Raw genomic sequence first — 14,715 nt, forward strand, 5'->3', positions numbered from 1 at the left:
CTGGGGTCAGCCGTCCAGTTTGGTCAAGTCCGCCACGGCGCTACAGATCGTGCGGATGCGGCTCAGCAGATTAAGCCGGTTGCGCCGCACCGTGGGGTTCTCGGCGTTGACCTGTACCGCCTCAAAGAAGGCATCGATCGGCCCGCGCAATTCCGCCATGGCCGCCATCGCGGTCGAGAAATCCTGCGCCGCCATTGCCGGGGTGATCTTGGCCTCTGCCTTGTCGAGTGCGGCGAAGAGGTCTTTTTCGGCCTCCGTCTCGGCAAACTTCGGATCGGCGCCAAAGGAGTATTCCACGCCATCGGCCTCTTCGGCTTGGCTGAGGATGTTGTTGGCTCGTTTGAAGCCTTGGATCAGGTTTTCGCCATCGTCGGTTTTGAGCGTGTCCGACAAGGCGCGGGCGCGTTTTACCAAGAGGGTCAGGTCGTCGCTGCCGTCCATGGCGATGCAGGCGTCGATGACGTCGTGACGGATGCCTTGGTCGCGGAGGTAGACTTTGAGGCGGTCGTGGATGAAGCCCAGAATGTCGGCAGTGTCAGCCCGGCCCGCGTCACGGTCGCCGACGATCTCGGCGCTTTGGCCCAGTACGTCGTTCAGTGACAGCGACACATCATTCTCCACCAAAATCCGGATCACGCCCAAGGCCGCCCGGCGCAGCGCGAAGGGGTCCTTGCTACCGGTCGGCTTCTCGTCGATGGCCCAAAAGCCGGTAAGCTTGTCGATCTTCTCGGCCAGCGCCACGGCGATGGAGATCGGCGCGGTCGGCACGTCGTCGGACGGCCCCAACGGCGCGTAGTGGTCCTTGGCCGCATCGGCCACGGCATCCGACATCCCCGCCTTGCGCGCGTAGTAGCTGCCCATTAGGCCCTGCAACTCGGGGAATTCGTAGACCATCTCGGAGCTGAGGTCGGCCTTGGCGACGCGGGCGGCCTTCTCGGCCTCGTCAGCGTCAGCACCTACCAGCGGCGCCAATTCGCGCGAGAGCGTCGCCATGCGGTCGATCAACTCGGCCTGCGTGCCGAGTTTGTTGTGGAAGGTCACGTTTTCCAGCGCTTTGACCCAAGTCTCCATCCCGCCCCCGGCGGTGACGGTGCGCAGGTCGTTGTCCCAGAAGAATTTCGCATCCGAGAGCCGCGCGCCCAACACCTTCTCGTTCCCGGCAAGGATCGTGGCGCCCTCGTCGGCGGTGGTGCGGTTGGCGACGGTGATGAACCGCTCGATCTGCCCCGACTTCGGGTTGCGGACCGAGAAGAACTTCTGATGCTCTTTCATCGAGGTTTGCAGCACCTCTGGCGGCAGGCCAAGGAAATCCTCGCCGATCCGGCCCATCAGCACGACGGGGTATTCGACCAGTCCCGCGACCTCGGCCAGAAGCCCTGCGTCCTCAACGACTTCGAGCCCGGCGGCGAAGGCCATGTTGGTGGCGTCATGCCAGATCGTATTGGCGCGCGCGGCGGGGTTGAGCACGACGAAGGCGCGGCTGAGCTTGTCCTGATAATCCTCGAAGCCCGCGACTTCGATCTCGGCGGGGGCGAGGAAACGGTGCCCGCGCGTGGTGTTCCCGGCGGTGATCCCGTCGATGGTCAGCGGCACCACCTCGGCCCCGGCCTCGTCGCTGATCACGCAGAGGATGGAATGCAGCGGGCGGACCCATTTCAGGCTACCACTGCCCCACCGCATGGACTTGGGCCAGGGGAAGTTGCGGATGGTCTGTTCCAGCACCTCGGCCACGATCTCGGCGGCGGGGCGGCCCGGTTTCTCGATCTTGGCAAAAAGCACTTTGCCCTTGGGTGTCTCGCGTTCCTCAAGCTGGTCGCGCGTCAGACCCGCGCCGCGCAAAAAGCCTTCGATGGCTTTCTCGGGCGCGTCCGCCTTGGGGCCCTTGCGCTCTTCCACCTGTCGGGGGCTGGCGGCGAGCATGTCGCCAAGCGCCAGCGTCAGGCGGCGCGGGGTGGTGAAGACGGCGGCGGAGCCATAGGTCAGACCGGCCTCGACCAAACCATTGGTCACTAGCTTTTGCAGGTCTTCGCCCGCGCGTTTCTGCATCCGCGCGGGAATTTCTTCGGAAAAAAGTTCAATCAGCAGATCTGGCACGGGGGGCCCCCAATTCTTGCCGCGACGGCGGCGTCTCATCGGGCGCTTGGATAACGAGTGCTAGGCGGAGGGTCTAGCCCCCCGCCCCGCGTTTAATCCAACAAGGTGCGGATATCCGGGTCGGAGAATTTCGGCACCACGCGGTAGCCCGCCTCGACGAAGTTATAGACCGCGAAACCGATCAGCCCCAGCCCGGCCCCGCCCAGAAGGAAGCGCCCAAAGGCCATGCCGCGCAGGTCTTGCAACGCCTCGCCCAGACCGCCCGCCTGTTCGGGGTTGGCCGTGAGCGCCGCATAGCCCAGCGAAAAGGCGACGAGCGCGAGAATGCCGCCATAGATGACAAGGCCGATTTTCACGATGGGGTCGATGCTTTCGGTGAAATGGGTGCGGGCCAGATGGCCCTTATACTTCCCGCTCAGCCCTTTGTAGGCGTAGTAAATCCCTGCGCCCAGCAGGATCAACGCCCCCGCGGCCACGATATAGCGCCCGGCGGGCATGGCCATCAGCTTTTGCGTCCAGTCCTGCGCGGAACTGCCGCCGGAGTTCTTGCCGCTCAGCGCCAGAGCGAGAACCGAGACGCCGATACCGCCGTGGATCAGCCCGGTCGTGATCTGCCCCAGCCGCGCGATCAGCCCCTTGGCGTCGGTGCCGTGGTCTTCGACATCCTTCACACCCGCGGCCACACGCCAGACCAGATAGGCCAGCAGCCCGATGCCGATGGCAAATAGCGCGGGGATGCCATAGGGCTCATCCCGCAGTGCCGCGAGGGCGTCTTTCGTACCCGAGGCTTGGGTGCGTTTCAGGGCGGCCAAAAGCGCCAGCCCCCCGATGATCGTATAGATCACCCCGCGCGCGCCATAGCCTGCGCGCATCACCCATTTCAGCCCCTCATGTGTTTTCTCTGACATTTTCGCCCCCGTTCTATGTGGGGACAAGCGTTCGGCAGCGTCAAAAGGTTCCGCCGAAAGGGTCCGCGCGCGGGGATAAGATCAGTCGGCGGGGCGTTCCGGGCAGGCCTCGCCCACCACGGTGCCGTCATAGGACTTCTCACCACAGTCGTTCAGCTCATGCCAGATATAGCCGCGCCCGTCGTCGGTCAGTGCCACGATCCGGTCGACGCCGTAGTGCACGTTTTTGCCGCCGAGGAAGGTCAGCGCGCTGCCCGCCTCGATCTCAGCCGCGATGGCGGGGGCGTCGAAACAATCGAACCAGCCCGGCGCGTTGCGCGGATCGGTATGGTCGGTCATCTCATAGGTCTCGGTCGCCATGGCGAGACTGATGTCATGCTCGAAACAGGCGCGAAACCGGATCGGGGAACTGTCGGCGTCGATGGCCTGTAGGTTCTCCGCCGCGATCTCCTCCGGCTCCTCCGTCGTCAGAGAGACGAGTTCAACCTTGGCCTCGGGCACATCGTGGTAAAAGCCGTAGATCTGAAGGTAATAGAGCGCCGCACCGGCGATCACTGCGGAGACGAGGATCACGATGCCAACAATCTTGCCGCTCATGCCGCGCTGTCCGCCTCGGGCGTCCAGCCGCCCGCACGTGTTTGCACGAAGGCATCCGCGCATTGCTTGGCCAGCGCCCGCACCCGCCCGATATAGGCCTGCCGCTCGGTGACCGAGATCACGCCGCGCGCATCCAGCAGGTTGAAGATATGGCTCGCCTTGATGCATTGGTCATAGGCCGGATGCGCCATGACGATGCGCTTGCCGGTCTTGGGGTCTTCGGCGGGCTGTTCGAGGATGAATTTGCAATGCGCCTCAGCCTCATTGAACTGATCGAGCAGCACCTCGGTGTTGGCCGTATCGAAGTTCCAGCGCGCGAACTCCTCTTCGGTCTGTTTGAAAACATCGCCGTAGGTCAGCGGGATCGGCGCGTCGGGGCTGTTGAAGGGCATGTCCATGACGTGATCGACACCCAGCACATACATCGCCAGACGTTCCAGCCCATAGGTCAGCTCGCCCGAAACCGGGTGGCAGTCATGGCCGCCGACCTGCTGGAAATAGGTGAACTGCGAGACTTCCATGCCGTCGCACCAGACCTCCCAACCCAGCCCCCAAGCGCCGAGCGTCGGGCTTTCCCAGTCGTCCTCGACAAAGCGGATGTCATGCAGCGCCATGTCGATGCCGATGGCTTCGAGCGAGCCGAGGTACAGGTCTTGCAAATTGGGGGGGCTGGGTTTGATCAGCACCTGATACTGGTAGTAATGCTGCAAACGGTTCGGGTTCTCACCATAGCGCCCATCCGTGGGGCGGCGCGAGGGCTGGACATAGGCTGCGGCCCAAGGCTGCGTGCCAAGGCTGCGCAGCGTGGTGGCCGGGTGAAAGGTGCCCGCGCCCACTTCCATGTCGTAGGGTTGCAGCACCGCGCAGCCCTGCCGCGCCCAATAGCTCTGCAAAGCAAGGATGATCTCTTGGAAAGAGCGTGGTTTCTGCGCTGCGTCAGACATGGTGATTGCCCCTTAATGATGCGCGCCTTTCCTACGTCTGCAAACCATGGGGGTCAATCACAGCTTTATCAGAATTTCGCCCCCTTTGGCATGGCATTTGCGCCGCTTTCCGGCGTAATCTGGCTCGGATTTGGTTTTGCGAGAGTTGAGTGACGATGAAGCGAATTCTACCTGCCCCCGTGGCGATCTTCTTGGCCCTGAGCCTGACCTGGGCGGGCCTTGCGCGGGCGCAATCGGCAGAGGATGTCGTTTGGGTTCAGATCGAGGCGCAGCCGTCCTTGGCCGAAGCCACGGACCGGGCGCGCGCCTATGAGACCCTGTTGGATGACGTGAATGGCTTTGCCTTGGGCGGTGGCTGGTACGGCATCGCCGTGGGCCCCTACCGGCGCGAGGATGCGGAACTGGTGCTGCGCAGCTATGTGCGCGACGGTCTGGTGCCGCGCGACAGCTTCATCCAGCAATCCAACCGTTTCCAGCAGCAGTTCTGGCCCGTTGGTGACAACGTTCTGGAAACCGGCGTGATCGACGCCCCCGTGGGCGTGGATGGCATTGCGCCAGAGGAAGCCGCCGCGGGCAGCAGCACCCCCGATGTCACGACAACCCCGCTTGATCCGGCAGGGACGGAGGGTGAAACCCAAGCCGCAGAGGCCGAGACCGCACCGGCCCCCACCCCGCCCGAACCGGATGAAACCCCAGCAGAGGCGCGCCGCTCGGAACGCGCCCTTTCGGCGCAGGAGCGCAAGGACCTGCAAATCGCCCTGCAATGGGCGGGCTTTTACGATGCCGCGATTGACGGTGCCTTTGGCCGGGGCACCCGTGCCTCCATGCGCGCGTGGCAAGGGGCCAACAGCTATGAGCCGACCGGTGTGCTGACCACGCGCCAGCGCGCCGCGCTGATGGCGCAGTATAACGCCGTGCTCGACGGGCTGGGGCTGCAACTGGTGCGCGACGAAAAGGCCGGGATCGAGATCATGATGCCCACCGCCGAGGTCGACTTCGCCCGCTACGAGCCGCCCTTTGCCCATTACGACAGCAGTGGCAACATCGGCGCGCGGGTCTTGTTGATCAGCCAGCCGGGCAATCAAGATACGCTCTATGGCCTTTATGACATCATGCAAACGCTTGAGATCGTCCCCTTGGATGGCCCGCGCGAGCGCAAGCGCAATTCCTTTGAGTTGATCGGCGAGAACGGCAGCATCATCAGCCAGACGCAGGTCTCGCTGGAGAACGGTCAGATCAAGGGCTTCACGCTGATCTGGCCCGCCGGGGACGAAGACCGCCGCCGCCGCGTGGTGGCCGAGATGTCGAAAAGCCTCACGCGCCTGCCCGGCGTGCTCGACGCCGGCGCAGGCAACAGCGACGCGCAGGCGATTGATCTGGTCGCCGGTCTGCAAATCCGCCAGCCCAAGATCGCCCGCAGCGGCTTTTTCATCGATGGCAATGGCGCAGTGGTCACCACCAGCGAAGTCGTGGCCTCTTGCGGGCGGGTGACGCTGGACGCCGATACCGATGCCACGGTGGTCGCCACCGATGAGGCGCGCGGCCTTGCCCTGCTCAAGCCCGAAAGCCGCCTCGCCCCGCTGGCGGTGGCCGAGTTCAGCAACGCGGCCCCGCGCCTGCAATCGGAAATCTCCGTCGCGGGCTACTCCTACGAGGGCGTGCTGAGCGCCGCGACACTGACATTTGGCGCGCTGTCGGACCTCAAGGGGCTGAACGGGGATGAGACCCTCAAGCGCCTGTCGGTCAAGGCCCAGCCCGGCGATGCCGGGGGTCCGGTATTCGACGAGAATGGCCATGTCGTGGGCATGTTGCTGCCCCAGACGGAAGCGGACCGCAAACTGCCCGAAGACGTTAGCTTTGCCCTTGATGGCGATGTGATCCTAAAGGCAGCGCAGGATGCCGGGTTGGGCAGCAAACAGGCGCAGGGGGCCACAGGCCCGATCGCGCCGCGCGACCTGACGCTGCGCGCGCAGGGCATGACCGTCTTGGTCAGCTGCTGGGAATAACGCGGGGGGCTCAGCCCCTAGCGACAAAGACAAAGGGCGGTGCCATCAGCGCCGCCCTTTTACGTTTCAAGCGCGCCAGAACTTGGCGGTGAACATGACGTAGACCGCCATCAGCTCCAGCCGCCCGATCCACATGGCGATGATCAAAATCCACTTCGCCGTGTCGTTGAGGCTGCTGAAGTTCCCCGCCGGGCCGATGATCTCTCCCAAGCCCGGGCCGATGTTCGCCAGCGCCGCCGCCGCCCCCGAAACCGAGGTGACGAAATCCAACCCCGTCAGGCTCAGCGCGACCGAGATCAGGCCGAGCGATACGACGAAGAACATAAAAAAGGACATCACCGAGCTTAGCACGTCCGCCCCCACCGGGCGGCCATCGTAGCGCGGGGTAAAGACACCGTGGGGCGAACGGATCCGCCGCAGCTGCGCGCGGATCGACGCAAAGAGCAGTTGATAGCGGAAGATTTTGATCGAACAGGTAGTCGAGCCCGCGCAGCCGCCGATCAGGCCGATAAAAAAGAACAGCGCCACGGCAAAGCTGCCCCATTGCATATAGTCCGCCGAGGCATAGCCGGTGCCCGAAATGATCGAGGTGATGTTGAACAGCGCTTCGCGCAAGACCCGCTCGGATTCATAGGTCGTGCCGCTGCGCAGAACGAAAAAGACGATCACCACCAGAAAGGTCATCGTCATGAAAAAGCCGCGCACCTGCGGGTCGCGGTGCAGGGCCACGGGGTTGCCGTTGATCAGCTGCACATAGCGTACGAAGGGCAGCGCGGAGAGGATCATGAAAATCACGGCGACATATTCGGCGGGGCCGGAAAAGGTGCTGAAGGAGGCGTCGTAGTTAGAAAACCCACCTGTTGAGACCGTGGTCAGCGCATGCACCGTCGCGTCAAAGGTAGACATCCCAAGGGCCAGATAGCTCAGCATGCAGGCCAGCGTGAGCCAGAGGTAGATCACCGAAATCTGCGTTGCGATCTGCCCCGCGCGGGGCAGGATTTTCCCGAAAGTGTCGAAGGATTCGGATTTGAAGATCTGCATACCACCGACCCGCAGCTCGGGCAGAAAGACCATGGCGACAACGACGATACCGATGCCGCCCAGCCATTGCAGGATCCCACGCCAGATCAGCAGACCTTTGGGCAGGTCTTCCAACCCGGTCAGCACCGTGGCCCCGGTGGTCGTCAGCCCCGACATCGCCTCGAACATCGCGTCGGTCACGCTGGCCTCGGTCGCGCCCAGCACGAAAGGCAAAGCCCCGAACAGCGGCAGCATCAGCCAGACGCCGGTGGTCAGCATGAATGTCTGTTGAATGGTGAGCCCTTCGCGGACTCCATTGGCGCTAGCGAGGGCGATCATACCGCCACCCAGCGTCGTGATCAGCGCGCTTTCGACAAAGACCCACCACTGGCCCCGGCCTTCGGCCAGATCGACCAAGATCGGGATGATCATGGCAAGGCCGAGCACGGCCACCAAAAGGCCCACGACATATCCGACAGGTCGTATATCCAACATGCGCGCAGCGTTGGCTTGGCCGCTCGTCGCTGTCAAGCCGAGACGGGACCGGGGCGCGATTTGGCCCCGGTCCGTGTCGTCTTAGATGTAGTAGAGGTCTTTGAAAACGTGGTGAACGATGTCGTCACGCTTGATGCCCATGGCGGCCAGTTCTTCGTCGCTTTTCACTTGCAGGCCTTGGACCTGCTCAAAACGGCGTTGGGCGGTGGAGCCCATCATGATGCCATGGCCGATCCCCGCGAAAAAGCGGCGCAGACCGGCGCCGGCGCGCCGCAGCCCTTCGAGGGGAGAGACGGAGTGGGCGGGGTGAGCAGTGCTCTGGTAGGTCATCTGATTGCCTTTGCAATTTCCAGTATTTCGATGACCGTTAGATAGGCAATGCTGCGCCGCAGCAGAACCGACGTTTTCGCATAGCCGCTGGTCGGGAGTTGCAGGGCTGACAGGGCGACATTCGCAGATTGTGCGCTAAGACAGGCGGAATACCCCGCAAAGAGGCGCGGCGCGGGCTGCGAACAACCGTCGCGCGATTGCCGCGCCGTGCGGGGTCAGCCGACGTGGAAGAGGGTGTTGAAAAGCTTGGGGTCGATGCTCTGCGCGGCAAAGGTCTCACCTTGGGTCAGCACGCTGATCGCATCGTGGCTGTGCAGGCTTTCTTGATGGCTGGCGACGATGCGGAAATCGCCCACCCGGTCATCGGCCAAAAGCTGTTCGCAAAACAGCCGCGCGGCATCCTCGACAAAGATCGGATTGGCGGCGTTAAGCTCTGCAAACGCCTGTTCGTCTTCGCGTTTGACCATGACCTGCGTCTCGGTCGGCACGGCGCGGCGGCAAATCTCGATCAGGTCTTCGAACCACAGGCAATCGCCCTCGTCCCGCGTCTCGACCGATATCCGCGCGACGGAGCGTTGCGAATGCGGCGTCGCCAATTGCCCGCGGGTCTGGCGCGCGTGTTCGCTCAGTTCCAGCGAACAGGGGCAGGTGCTGGAATAGACATAGTCGAGATGCACGATCTTCTTGCGCTCGCCGTTCTGTTCGACCAACTCCAGCGCGATGTCGTAATACTGATAGCCCGTGAGGCCCGAGCGCAGGCTACCGATCTTCATCGGGAAGGAAAAGCGCATCTGAATTCGCGCGTCCAAGCTCTCAAGATCGGCCTTGTAATCGTCCAGCGCCGCTTCGATCACCTCGAAGCTGAAGGTCGCCTCGGCATGGCGGTAGAAACTGCGCATGATGCGGGACATGTTGATGCCCTTCTTCTCCGCATCGAGCGAGACCGAGCCGGTCACGGAAGTCTCAAGCCGCAGATCCCCGCCCTCTCGGCTGCGATAGCGGATCGGCAGGCGAAAGTTCGAGATACCGACATGCTGGATCAACTGCTGCGCGCCGCGGATCAGGCTGGAGGGGCCGTTTTGCAGATCCGGCAGGCTGGCGCGGTAGTTGTCGCCCGCCGTGAAATCTTCGGGATAGGCGCGGCTAAGGGCGGGATATTCGGCGGGCGCGAGCATCCGGGCCATGGCCGGGTCCAGCGCCGCAATCTCAGCCGGGGTGGCCGTTTCGGCCCAAGCGCGCAGCGTGGCGAGCGCGGATTGCGCCGCCTCCCGGTCCGGTGTCTCGGACATCTCAGTCACGATGTTCATTGCGCGGCCCTCCGGTCTGTCGCTCTCAATGTATGATGCGCGGGGCCAAAATGCCACCGCGCCCGCGACACATCAGGTCAGGCTTGCGCCGCCGCATCCAAGGCTTGCAGCAAATCGGCCTTGAGATCGCCGCTATATTCCAGCCCTACGCTGATCCGCACCAGCCCCGGCGTGATGCCCAAAAGGTCTTTGGTGTCCTGCGGCAGACGCTGGTGGGTGGTGGTGGCCGGATGGGTGACGATGGTCTTGGCGTCGCCAAGGTTGTTTGAGATTACCCCCACCTGCAACGCATTCAGGAAAGCGAAAGCCGCCGCCTTGCCGCCCTTGAGGTCAATGGACAGCACCGTGCCCCCTGCCCCCATCTGGCGCATCGCCAGTGCGTTCTGCGCATGGCCCGCAAGGCCCGGGTAAAGCACCCGCGCCAATGCCGCGTGACCTTCCAGCGCCTCGGCCAATTCCTGTGCGCTGGCCGCCTGCGCCCGCACCCGCAGGTCAATGGTCTCCAACCCCTTAAGCATGATCCAAGCCGTGAAGGGGCTCATCGAGCCGCCGGTATGTTTCATGTAAGGCTCAAGCGTGCCGCGGATGAACTCGCGGCTGCCCAGCACCACACCGCCAAGCGCACGGCCCTGCCCGTCGATATGTTTAGTCGCGGAATAGACGACCACATCCGCGCCCTGCGAGATCGCGCGCGAAAAGACCGGCGTGGCAAAGACATTGTCGACCACCACCAGCGCGCCCTTGGCATGGGCGAGTTTGGCAACGGCCTCGATGTCGATCACTTCAAGCGTGGGGTTGGCGACGGATTCGAAGAAGACCGCGCGGGTGTCCTCGCGAATCGCGGCCTCCCAAGCGGAAAGGTCGCTGCCGTCGACGAAAGTGACCTCTACCCCGTAGCGGCCAAGGATCTCTTCCAGCACATAGATACAAGACCCGAATAGCGCCCGGGCCGAGACGACATGATCGCCCGCCTTCAGCATCGAGATCAGCGCACCCGAGACAGCTGCCATGCCGCTGGCCGTGGCAAAAGCATCCTCGGCGCCTTCCAGCGTGGCGATACGGTCTTCGAACATCGCCACCGTCGGGTTGCCGTAGCGGGCATAGATGAACTCATCCGGGCCGATCTCTTCAAACCGGGCTTCGGCCTGTTCGGCGCTGTCGTAAACGAAACCTTGGGTCAGGTAGATCGCCTCGCTGACCTCGCCATATTGGCTGCGGCGGGTGCCTGCGTGGATCGCTTGGGTGCGCGCGTGACGGTCGTTGTTCATCAATCTCATCCTTCCGGCCCGGACTCGCGGGCATAAAAAAACCCCAGACGCGGCCAAGCGAAAGGGGTCTTTCATCCTGACCTTTTAGCGGCATGTTTAACGTGGCCCACAATCCGGTAACAAATCGCCACGCGGGGTGGATTACGCCGCGCGACGCTACAGGTCAACAGTTTCGCGCGGGGCCTTCGTTAAATTTGCGCGGATCAGCCTTGGTCTTTCTTTTCGCCGTAGGCTTCGAACAGCTTGCCCTGCGCCATGAAGAAAACGAAAATCGCCGCCGTCAGGCCGAAGGTTTTGAAGTAGACCCATGTGTCGGTCGAAAAGAACCGCCAAATCACCTCATTCGCCAGTGCCAGCCCAAAGAAGAAATACATCAGCCGTTTGGTCAGCAGCATCCAGCCCTCATCGCGCAGGGGCATCATCTCTTCCATGACGTATTTCAGGTAGGACTGCCCGCGCAGCAGGCCGACGGCCAAAAGGCCGCCGAAGAGCACATAGATCAGCGTCGGCTTCATCTTGAAGAAGCGGTCATCGTTCAGCCAGACCGACAACCCGCCAAAGATCACCACCAGCACCACGGTGGCGACCTGCATCCGGCTAAGCTTGCCCGTCAGCGCCCAAAGCGCGCCGGTCGAGAGCACCAGCAGCGGCACAAACATCGCGGTGACGACGATAAAGCCGTCATACTCCGTCCCGCCGAAAGTGTAGGTGTTATCCTTGAGCCACAGATAGGCCACGAGGAAGGCCAAGACCGGCCCGTATTCCAAGCCTGCCCGCAGCACTGGGTTGATCTCTCTTGGTTCTGACATGCCTGTTCCTTCAGCCGCCCATTTCAACAATCACCGCCCCGGCTGCGATCAGCGCCATCAGCGCGATGCGGCGCGGGCCGACGGTTTCTTTCAGCACCAGCACCCCGATCAGCGCGGCAAAGACGGTCGAGGTCTCACGCAGCACCGCCGCCTCGCCCACCTTGTCGAGCCGCGTGGCCAGCATGACCGACCCAAAGCTCGCGAATGCGATGATCCCGCCAATAAAGCCGCGCAGCATCAGCGGGGCAACTTCGGGCGGGTTCTCCATCCTATGCCAGCGCCGCCATGCGATCACCGGCATCACCAGCCCGTCGATCATGAAAAACCATGCAAGGAAGGTGAAAGGATCCGCCGTGGCGCGAATGCCGTAAGCGTCATATGTGGTGTAAAGCGCCACGAACAAGCCCGTCAGCACCGCCAGCCCGAGCGCTGCGTGCAGCGTGTCGCGCGCGGCGACCAGATTGCGCAGGTTATAAAGAGCAAGGCCAAAGATGCCGCTTAGCAGCACCGCCACGCCAAGCCATTGCACCGCGTTGAACCGCTCACCAAAAATCAAATATGCGCCGACCACGGCAAAGAGCGGCCCCGTGCCGCGCACCACCGGGTAGACCACCGTATAGGCGCCCTTGGTATAGGCCCATGCCTGCAACAGCTTGTAGATCACATGGATCACGAAAGCGCCGAGGAAGATCACCCACATATGCGGTTCGGGCCATGGCACGACGAAAAGCGCAAAGGGGGCCGCCATCACGCCATAAGAGACATCGATCGCCCCGCGCGTGAGCCAAGGATCATGCCGCCCCTTTTGCAGCGCGCCGAAAACCGCGTGCAGGAAGGCTGCGGAAAGCGCCAGCCACAGGGCCGCGGTATGGCCCGCGGGGGTGCCTTCGATCGACAGGATCCAATCGGTCATCGCGGAACCACCACCGCGGCGAGAGGTTTATACTTCAAAGCCTTTATAACCAACGGAAATTCCATGTTTGAAAGCCTGATCGCGGATCTCACCCACAGTTTTTCCAAAGTGCCGGTTACCGTGGCCGCGGCGCGGCTGCTCATGGCGGCCTTTCTGGCGGGTATCGTCGGGTATGAACGCGAGCGGCGCGACAAACCTGCGGGTCTGCGAACGCACATCATGGTGGCCATCGCCGCCTGTCTCTTCATCATCATCGGACAAGAGCTGGGCAGTTTGGAGTTCGGCGAAGGTGACCAGATGCGCTTTGATCCGCTGCGTCTGATCGAAGCGGTGACCGCAGGTGTCGCCTTCCTCGCGGCGGGGATCATTTTTACCTCTAACGGCGAGGTGCGCAACATCACCACCGGCGCGTCGATGTGGCTGGCCGGGGCCATCGGCCTGTCCTGCGGCGCGGGGCAAATCCTGCTGGCCTGTCTGACCGCAGGGGTCGTGGTGCTGGTTCTGACCGTTCTGCGCTGGATCGAACGAAAGCTTGGCACCCATGACTGAACAGGGCCGCCACTCTCGGCGGCCAGTGTACTCTCAGCCATCCGTGCCCACCAAGGCGGCGGCGAATTCATCCGGGTCAAAGGGCGACAGATCGTCAATCTGCTCACCCACACCCACGGCATGAATCGGCAGGCCAAAGCGGTCCGCCAGCGCCACCAGCACCCCGCCCTTGGCGGTGCCGTCGAGCTTGGTCATCACCAGACCGCTGACATCGGAGATCTCTTGGAAAACCTTCACCTGATTGACCGCATTCTGCCCCGTCGTCGCATCCAGCACCAATAGGGTGTTATGCGGCGCTGTCTCATCCTTCTTGCGGATGACGCGGACGATCTTGGCCAATTCCTCCATCAGGTCGCCCCGGTTTTGCAAGCGGCCTGCCGTGTCGATCAGCAGCAGATCGGCCCCCTCTTCCTGCGCGCGGCCCATGGCATCAAAGGCAAGGCTCGCCGGGTCGCTGCCCTCAGGCGCGGTGAGTACTGGCACGCCTGCGCGTTCGCCCCAGACCTGCAATTGCTCCACCGCGGCGGCGCGGAAGGTATCCCCCGCGGCGATCACGACCTTCTTACCCGCCGTACGAAATTGCGAGGCCAATTTGCCGATGGTCGTCGTCTTGCCCGAGCCGTTCACGCCGACCACCAGCACCACTTGCGGGGTCTTGGCATAGAGCGGCAGGGGCCGCGCTACAGGCTCCATGATGCGGCTGACTTCGCTGGCGAGCAGCTGTTTGATCTCTGCCACCGAGAGTTTTTTGCCAAAGCGCCCCTCGGCCATATTCGCGGTGACCCGCAGCGCCGTGTCGACGCCCATGTCGGCGCTGATCAGCAACTCTTCGAGCTGTTCGAGCATCTCGTCATCCAGCGTCCGGCGCACCACGGGCTGCGCGGCGCCGCGCCCCATGAGACGGCCCAAAAGGCCCGGTTTGGCGGGGGCGGCCTCGGCTGGGGTTTCGTCCAGCGCCGGGGCGACGGGTGTCATCGCTTGGCGCAGGTCGGTCGCCGCGGGAACTTCCTCCGTGGCCGGGGCGGGCTCAGGATCAGCGGCGGGTGGTTCCTGCGCGGGTGTGGGGTCCGGCTGGGGCTCAGTCGGTTCGGGCTGCGGTTCAGGCGCAGGCTGCGGCTCGGGCTCTGGGAGCGTCTCGGGTTCCGGGGCGGGTTCAGGCGCGGGGGTCGGCTCTTCCGCCTCCCGCTCTGCCGCCAACATTGGGCCGCTGTCCTCCTGCCTATCGGGCATCACGTCAGAGGCCGCGCCGGGCTGGTCCATCACCGCATCCACGGGGCCCGCTTCGGCCTCCGCCTCCCCGCCATCGCTGACGATTGCCTCCAACCCCTCGTCGAGTTTGGACGAGGATTTGAACAAGCGGTCCTTGAGCTTCGTGAAGAAGGCCATCGGCGTCTCCCATGCAGTTTCGTCTTGATCTATAGGCTTGCCCGCGCAGATGGAAGGGCGCCCGGGCAGATCAAGCCCGCCGGGAGGGG

13 protein-coding genes and 1 riboswitch are annotated in these 14,715 nt (G+C 63.3%); of the genes, 2 read left to right on the top strand and 11 right to left on the bottom strand.

Annotation, left to right across the window (positions count from 1 at the left end):
• Positions 1–6: 6 nt before the first annotated feature.
• The 4 genes from glyS to ACGYLO_RS04620 all read right to left on the bottom strand — a co-directional run bounded on the left by glyS (position 7) and on the right by ACGYLO_RS04620 (position 4,543).
• The gene (gene glyS / locus ACGYLO_RS04605) at positions 7–2,094 is read right to left on the bottom strand and encodes a glycine--tRNA ligase subunit beta (RefSeq protein ID WP_271687772.1); all 2,088 of its coding nucleotides are present in this window, start codon (positions 2,092–2,094) and stop codon (positions 7–9) included.
• Between the two features lie 92 nt (positions 2,095–2,186).
• Positions 2,187–3,002 carry a DUF1206 domain-containing protein gene (locus tag ACGYLO_RS04610; protein WP_271687773.1) on the bottom strand — a complete coding sequence of 272 codons (816 nt, stop codon included), beginning with the start codon at positions 3,000–3,002 and terminating at the stop codon, positions 2,187–2,189.
• A gap of 81 nt (positions 3,003–3,083) precedes the next feature.
• Complete coding sequence (locus ACGYLO_RS04615) at positions 3,084–3,599, bottom strand: DUF6446 family protein (RefSeq protein WP_271687774.1); 516 nt, start codon at positions 3,597–3,599, stop codon at positions 3,084–3,086.
• Positions 3,596–4,543, bottom strand: coding sequence for a glycine--tRNA ligase subunit alpha (locus tag ACGYLO_RS04620; protein WP_271687775.1), 948 nt, complete (start codon positions 4,541–4,543; stop codon positions 3,596–3,598). The genes ACGYLO_RS04615 and ACGYLO_RS04620 overlap by 4 nt, the downstream gene beginning before the upstream one ends.
• A gap of 155 nt (positions 4,544–4,698) precedes the next feature.
• On the opposite strand from ACGYLO_RS04620, the gene ACGYLO_RS04625 reads away from it, so the two are divergent.
• Positions 4,699–6,549: a serine protease gene (locus ACGYLO_RS04625; protein ID WP_271687776.1), complete on the top strand. Its 1,851-nt coding sequence runs from the start codon at positions 4,699–4,701 to the stop codon at positions 6,547–6,549.
• 66 nt (positions 6,550–6,615) lie between these two features.
• Here the strand turns inward: ACGYLO_RS04625 and ACGYLO_RS04630 are convergent, their stop codons facing one another.
• The 6 genes from ACGYLO_RS04630 to ACGYLO_RS04655 form a co-directional block, all read right to left on the bottom strand.
• On the bottom strand, positions 6,616–8,064 hold the full coding sequence (locus ACGYLO_RS04630) for a TrkH family potassium uptake protein (protein WP_271687777.1): 1,449 nt from the start codon (positions 8,062–8,064) through the stop codon (positions 6,616–6,618).
• A gap of 81 nt (positions 8,065–8,145) precedes the next feature.
• Positions 8,146–8,394, bottom strand: a complete 249-nt coding sequence (locus ACGYLO_RS04635) for a hypothetical protein (RefSeq protein WP_271687778.1) — start codon at positions 8,392–8,394, stop codon at positions 8,146–8,148.
• Between the two features lie 215 nt (positions 8,395–8,609).
• A complete protein-coding gene (gene folE2 / locus ACGYLO_RS04640; RefSeq protein ID WP_168611956.1) occupies positions 8,610–9,701 on the bottom strand; it encodes a GTP cyclohydrolase FolE2 in 1,092 nt (363 codons plus the stop codon).
• Between the two features lie 77 nt (positions 9,702–9,778).
• Complete coding sequence (metZ, locus tag ACGYLO_RS04645) at positions 9,779–10,969, bottom strand: O-succinylhomoserine sulfhydrylase (protein ID WP_271687780.1); 1,191 nt, start codon at positions 10,967–10,969, stop codon at positions 9,779–9,781.
• A 64-nt stretch (positions 10,970–11,033) separates the two neighbouring features.
• Positions 11,034–11,110, bottom strand: a riboswitch (SAM riboswitch).
• Between the two features lie 62 nt (positions 11,111–11,172).
• Positions 11,173–11,778, bottom strand: a complete 606-nt coding sequence (locus ACGYLO_RS04650) for an inner membrane-spanning protein YciB (RefSeq protein WP_271687781.1) — start codon at positions 11,776–11,778, stop codon at positions 11,173–11,175.
• A gap of 10 nt (positions 11,779–11,788) precedes the next feature.
• A complete protein-coding gene (locus tag ACGYLO_RS04655; protein WP_271687782.1) occupies positions 11,789–12,691 on the bottom strand; it encodes a DMT family transporter in 903 nt (300 codons plus the stop codon).
• Between the two features lie 63 nt (positions 12,692–12,754).
• Here ACGYLO_RS04655 and ACGYLO_RS04660 point away from each other — a divergent pair, with 63 nt between their 5' ends.
• A complete protein-coding gene (locus tag ACGYLO_RS04660; RefSeq protein ID WP_168611952.1) occupies positions 12,755–13,240 on the top strand; it encodes an MgtC/SapB family protein in 486 nt (161 codons plus the stop codon).
• A gap of 33 nt (positions 13,241–13,273) precedes the next feature.
• Here the strand turns inward: ACGYLO_RS04660 and ftsY are convergent, their stop codons facing one another.
• On the bottom strand, positions 13,274–14,626 hold the full coding sequence (gene ftsY, locus ACGYLO_RS04665) for a signal recognition particle-docking protein FtsY (RefSeq protein WP_271687783.1): 1,353 nt from the start codon (positions 14,624–14,626) through the stop codon (positions 13,274–13,276).
• Positions 14,627–14,715 lie beyond the last annotated feature (89 nt).

Origin of the sequence: Sulfitobacter sp. 1A13353, assembly GCF_043557255.1 — a bacterium.
Taxonomy (GTDB): Bacteria; Pseudomonadota; Alphaproteobacteria; order Rhodobacterales; family Rhodobacteraceae; genus Sulfitobacter; species Sulfitobacter faviae.

Bases quoted from the DNA above. Each gene is read 5' to 3' on its own strand.
- folE2 (WP_168611956.1), bottom strand. From the start codon at position 9,701: ATGAACATCGTGACTGAGATGTCCGAGACACCGGACCGGGAGGCGGCG.
- ACGYLO_RS04620 (WP_271687775.1), bottom strand. From the start codon at position 4,543: ATGTCTGACGCAGCGCAGAAACCACGCTCTTTCCAAGAGATCATCCTT.
- ACGYLO_RS04635 (WP_271687778.1), bottom strand. From the start codon at position 8,394: ATGACCTACCAGAGCACTGCTCACCCCGCCCACTCCGTCTCTCCCCTC.
- ACGYLO_RS04650 (WP_271687781.1), bottom strand. From the start codon at position 11,778: ATGTCAGAACCAAGAGAGATCAACCCAGTGCTGCGGGCAGGCTTGGAA.
- ACGYLO_RS04655 (WP_271687782.1), bottom strand. From the start codon at position 12,691: ATGACCGATTGGATCCTGTCGATCGAAGGCACCCCCGCGGGCCATACC.
- ACGYLO_RS04660 (WP_168611952.1), top strand. From the start codon at position 12,755: ATGTTTGAAAGCCTGATCGCGGATCTCACCCACAGTTTTTCCAAAGTG.
- ftsY (WP_271687783.1), bottom strand. From the start codon at position 14,626: ATGGCCTTCTTCACGAAGCTCAAGGACCGCTTGTTCAAATCCTCGTCC.
- ACGYLO_RS04615 (WP_271687774.1), bottom strand. From the start codon at position 3,599: ATGAGCGGCAAGATTGTTGGCATCGTGATCCTCGTCTCCGCAGTGATC.
- metZ (WP_271687780.1), bottom strand. From the start codon at position 10,969: ATGAACAACGACCGTCACGCGCGCACCCAAGCGATCCACGCAGGCACC.
- ACGYLO_RS04625 (WP_271687776.1), top strand. From the start codon at position 4,699: ATGAAGCGAATTCTACCTGCCCCCGTGGCGATCTTCTTGGCCCTGAGC.
- ACGYLO_RS04630 (WP_271687777.1), bottom strand. From the start codon at position 8,064: ATGTTGGATATACGACCTGTCGGATATGTCGTGGGCCTTTTGGTGGCC.
- ACGYLO_RS04610 (WP_271687773.1), bottom strand. From the start codon at position 3,002: ATGTCAGAGAAAACACATGAGGGGCTGAAATGGGTGATGCGCGCAGGC.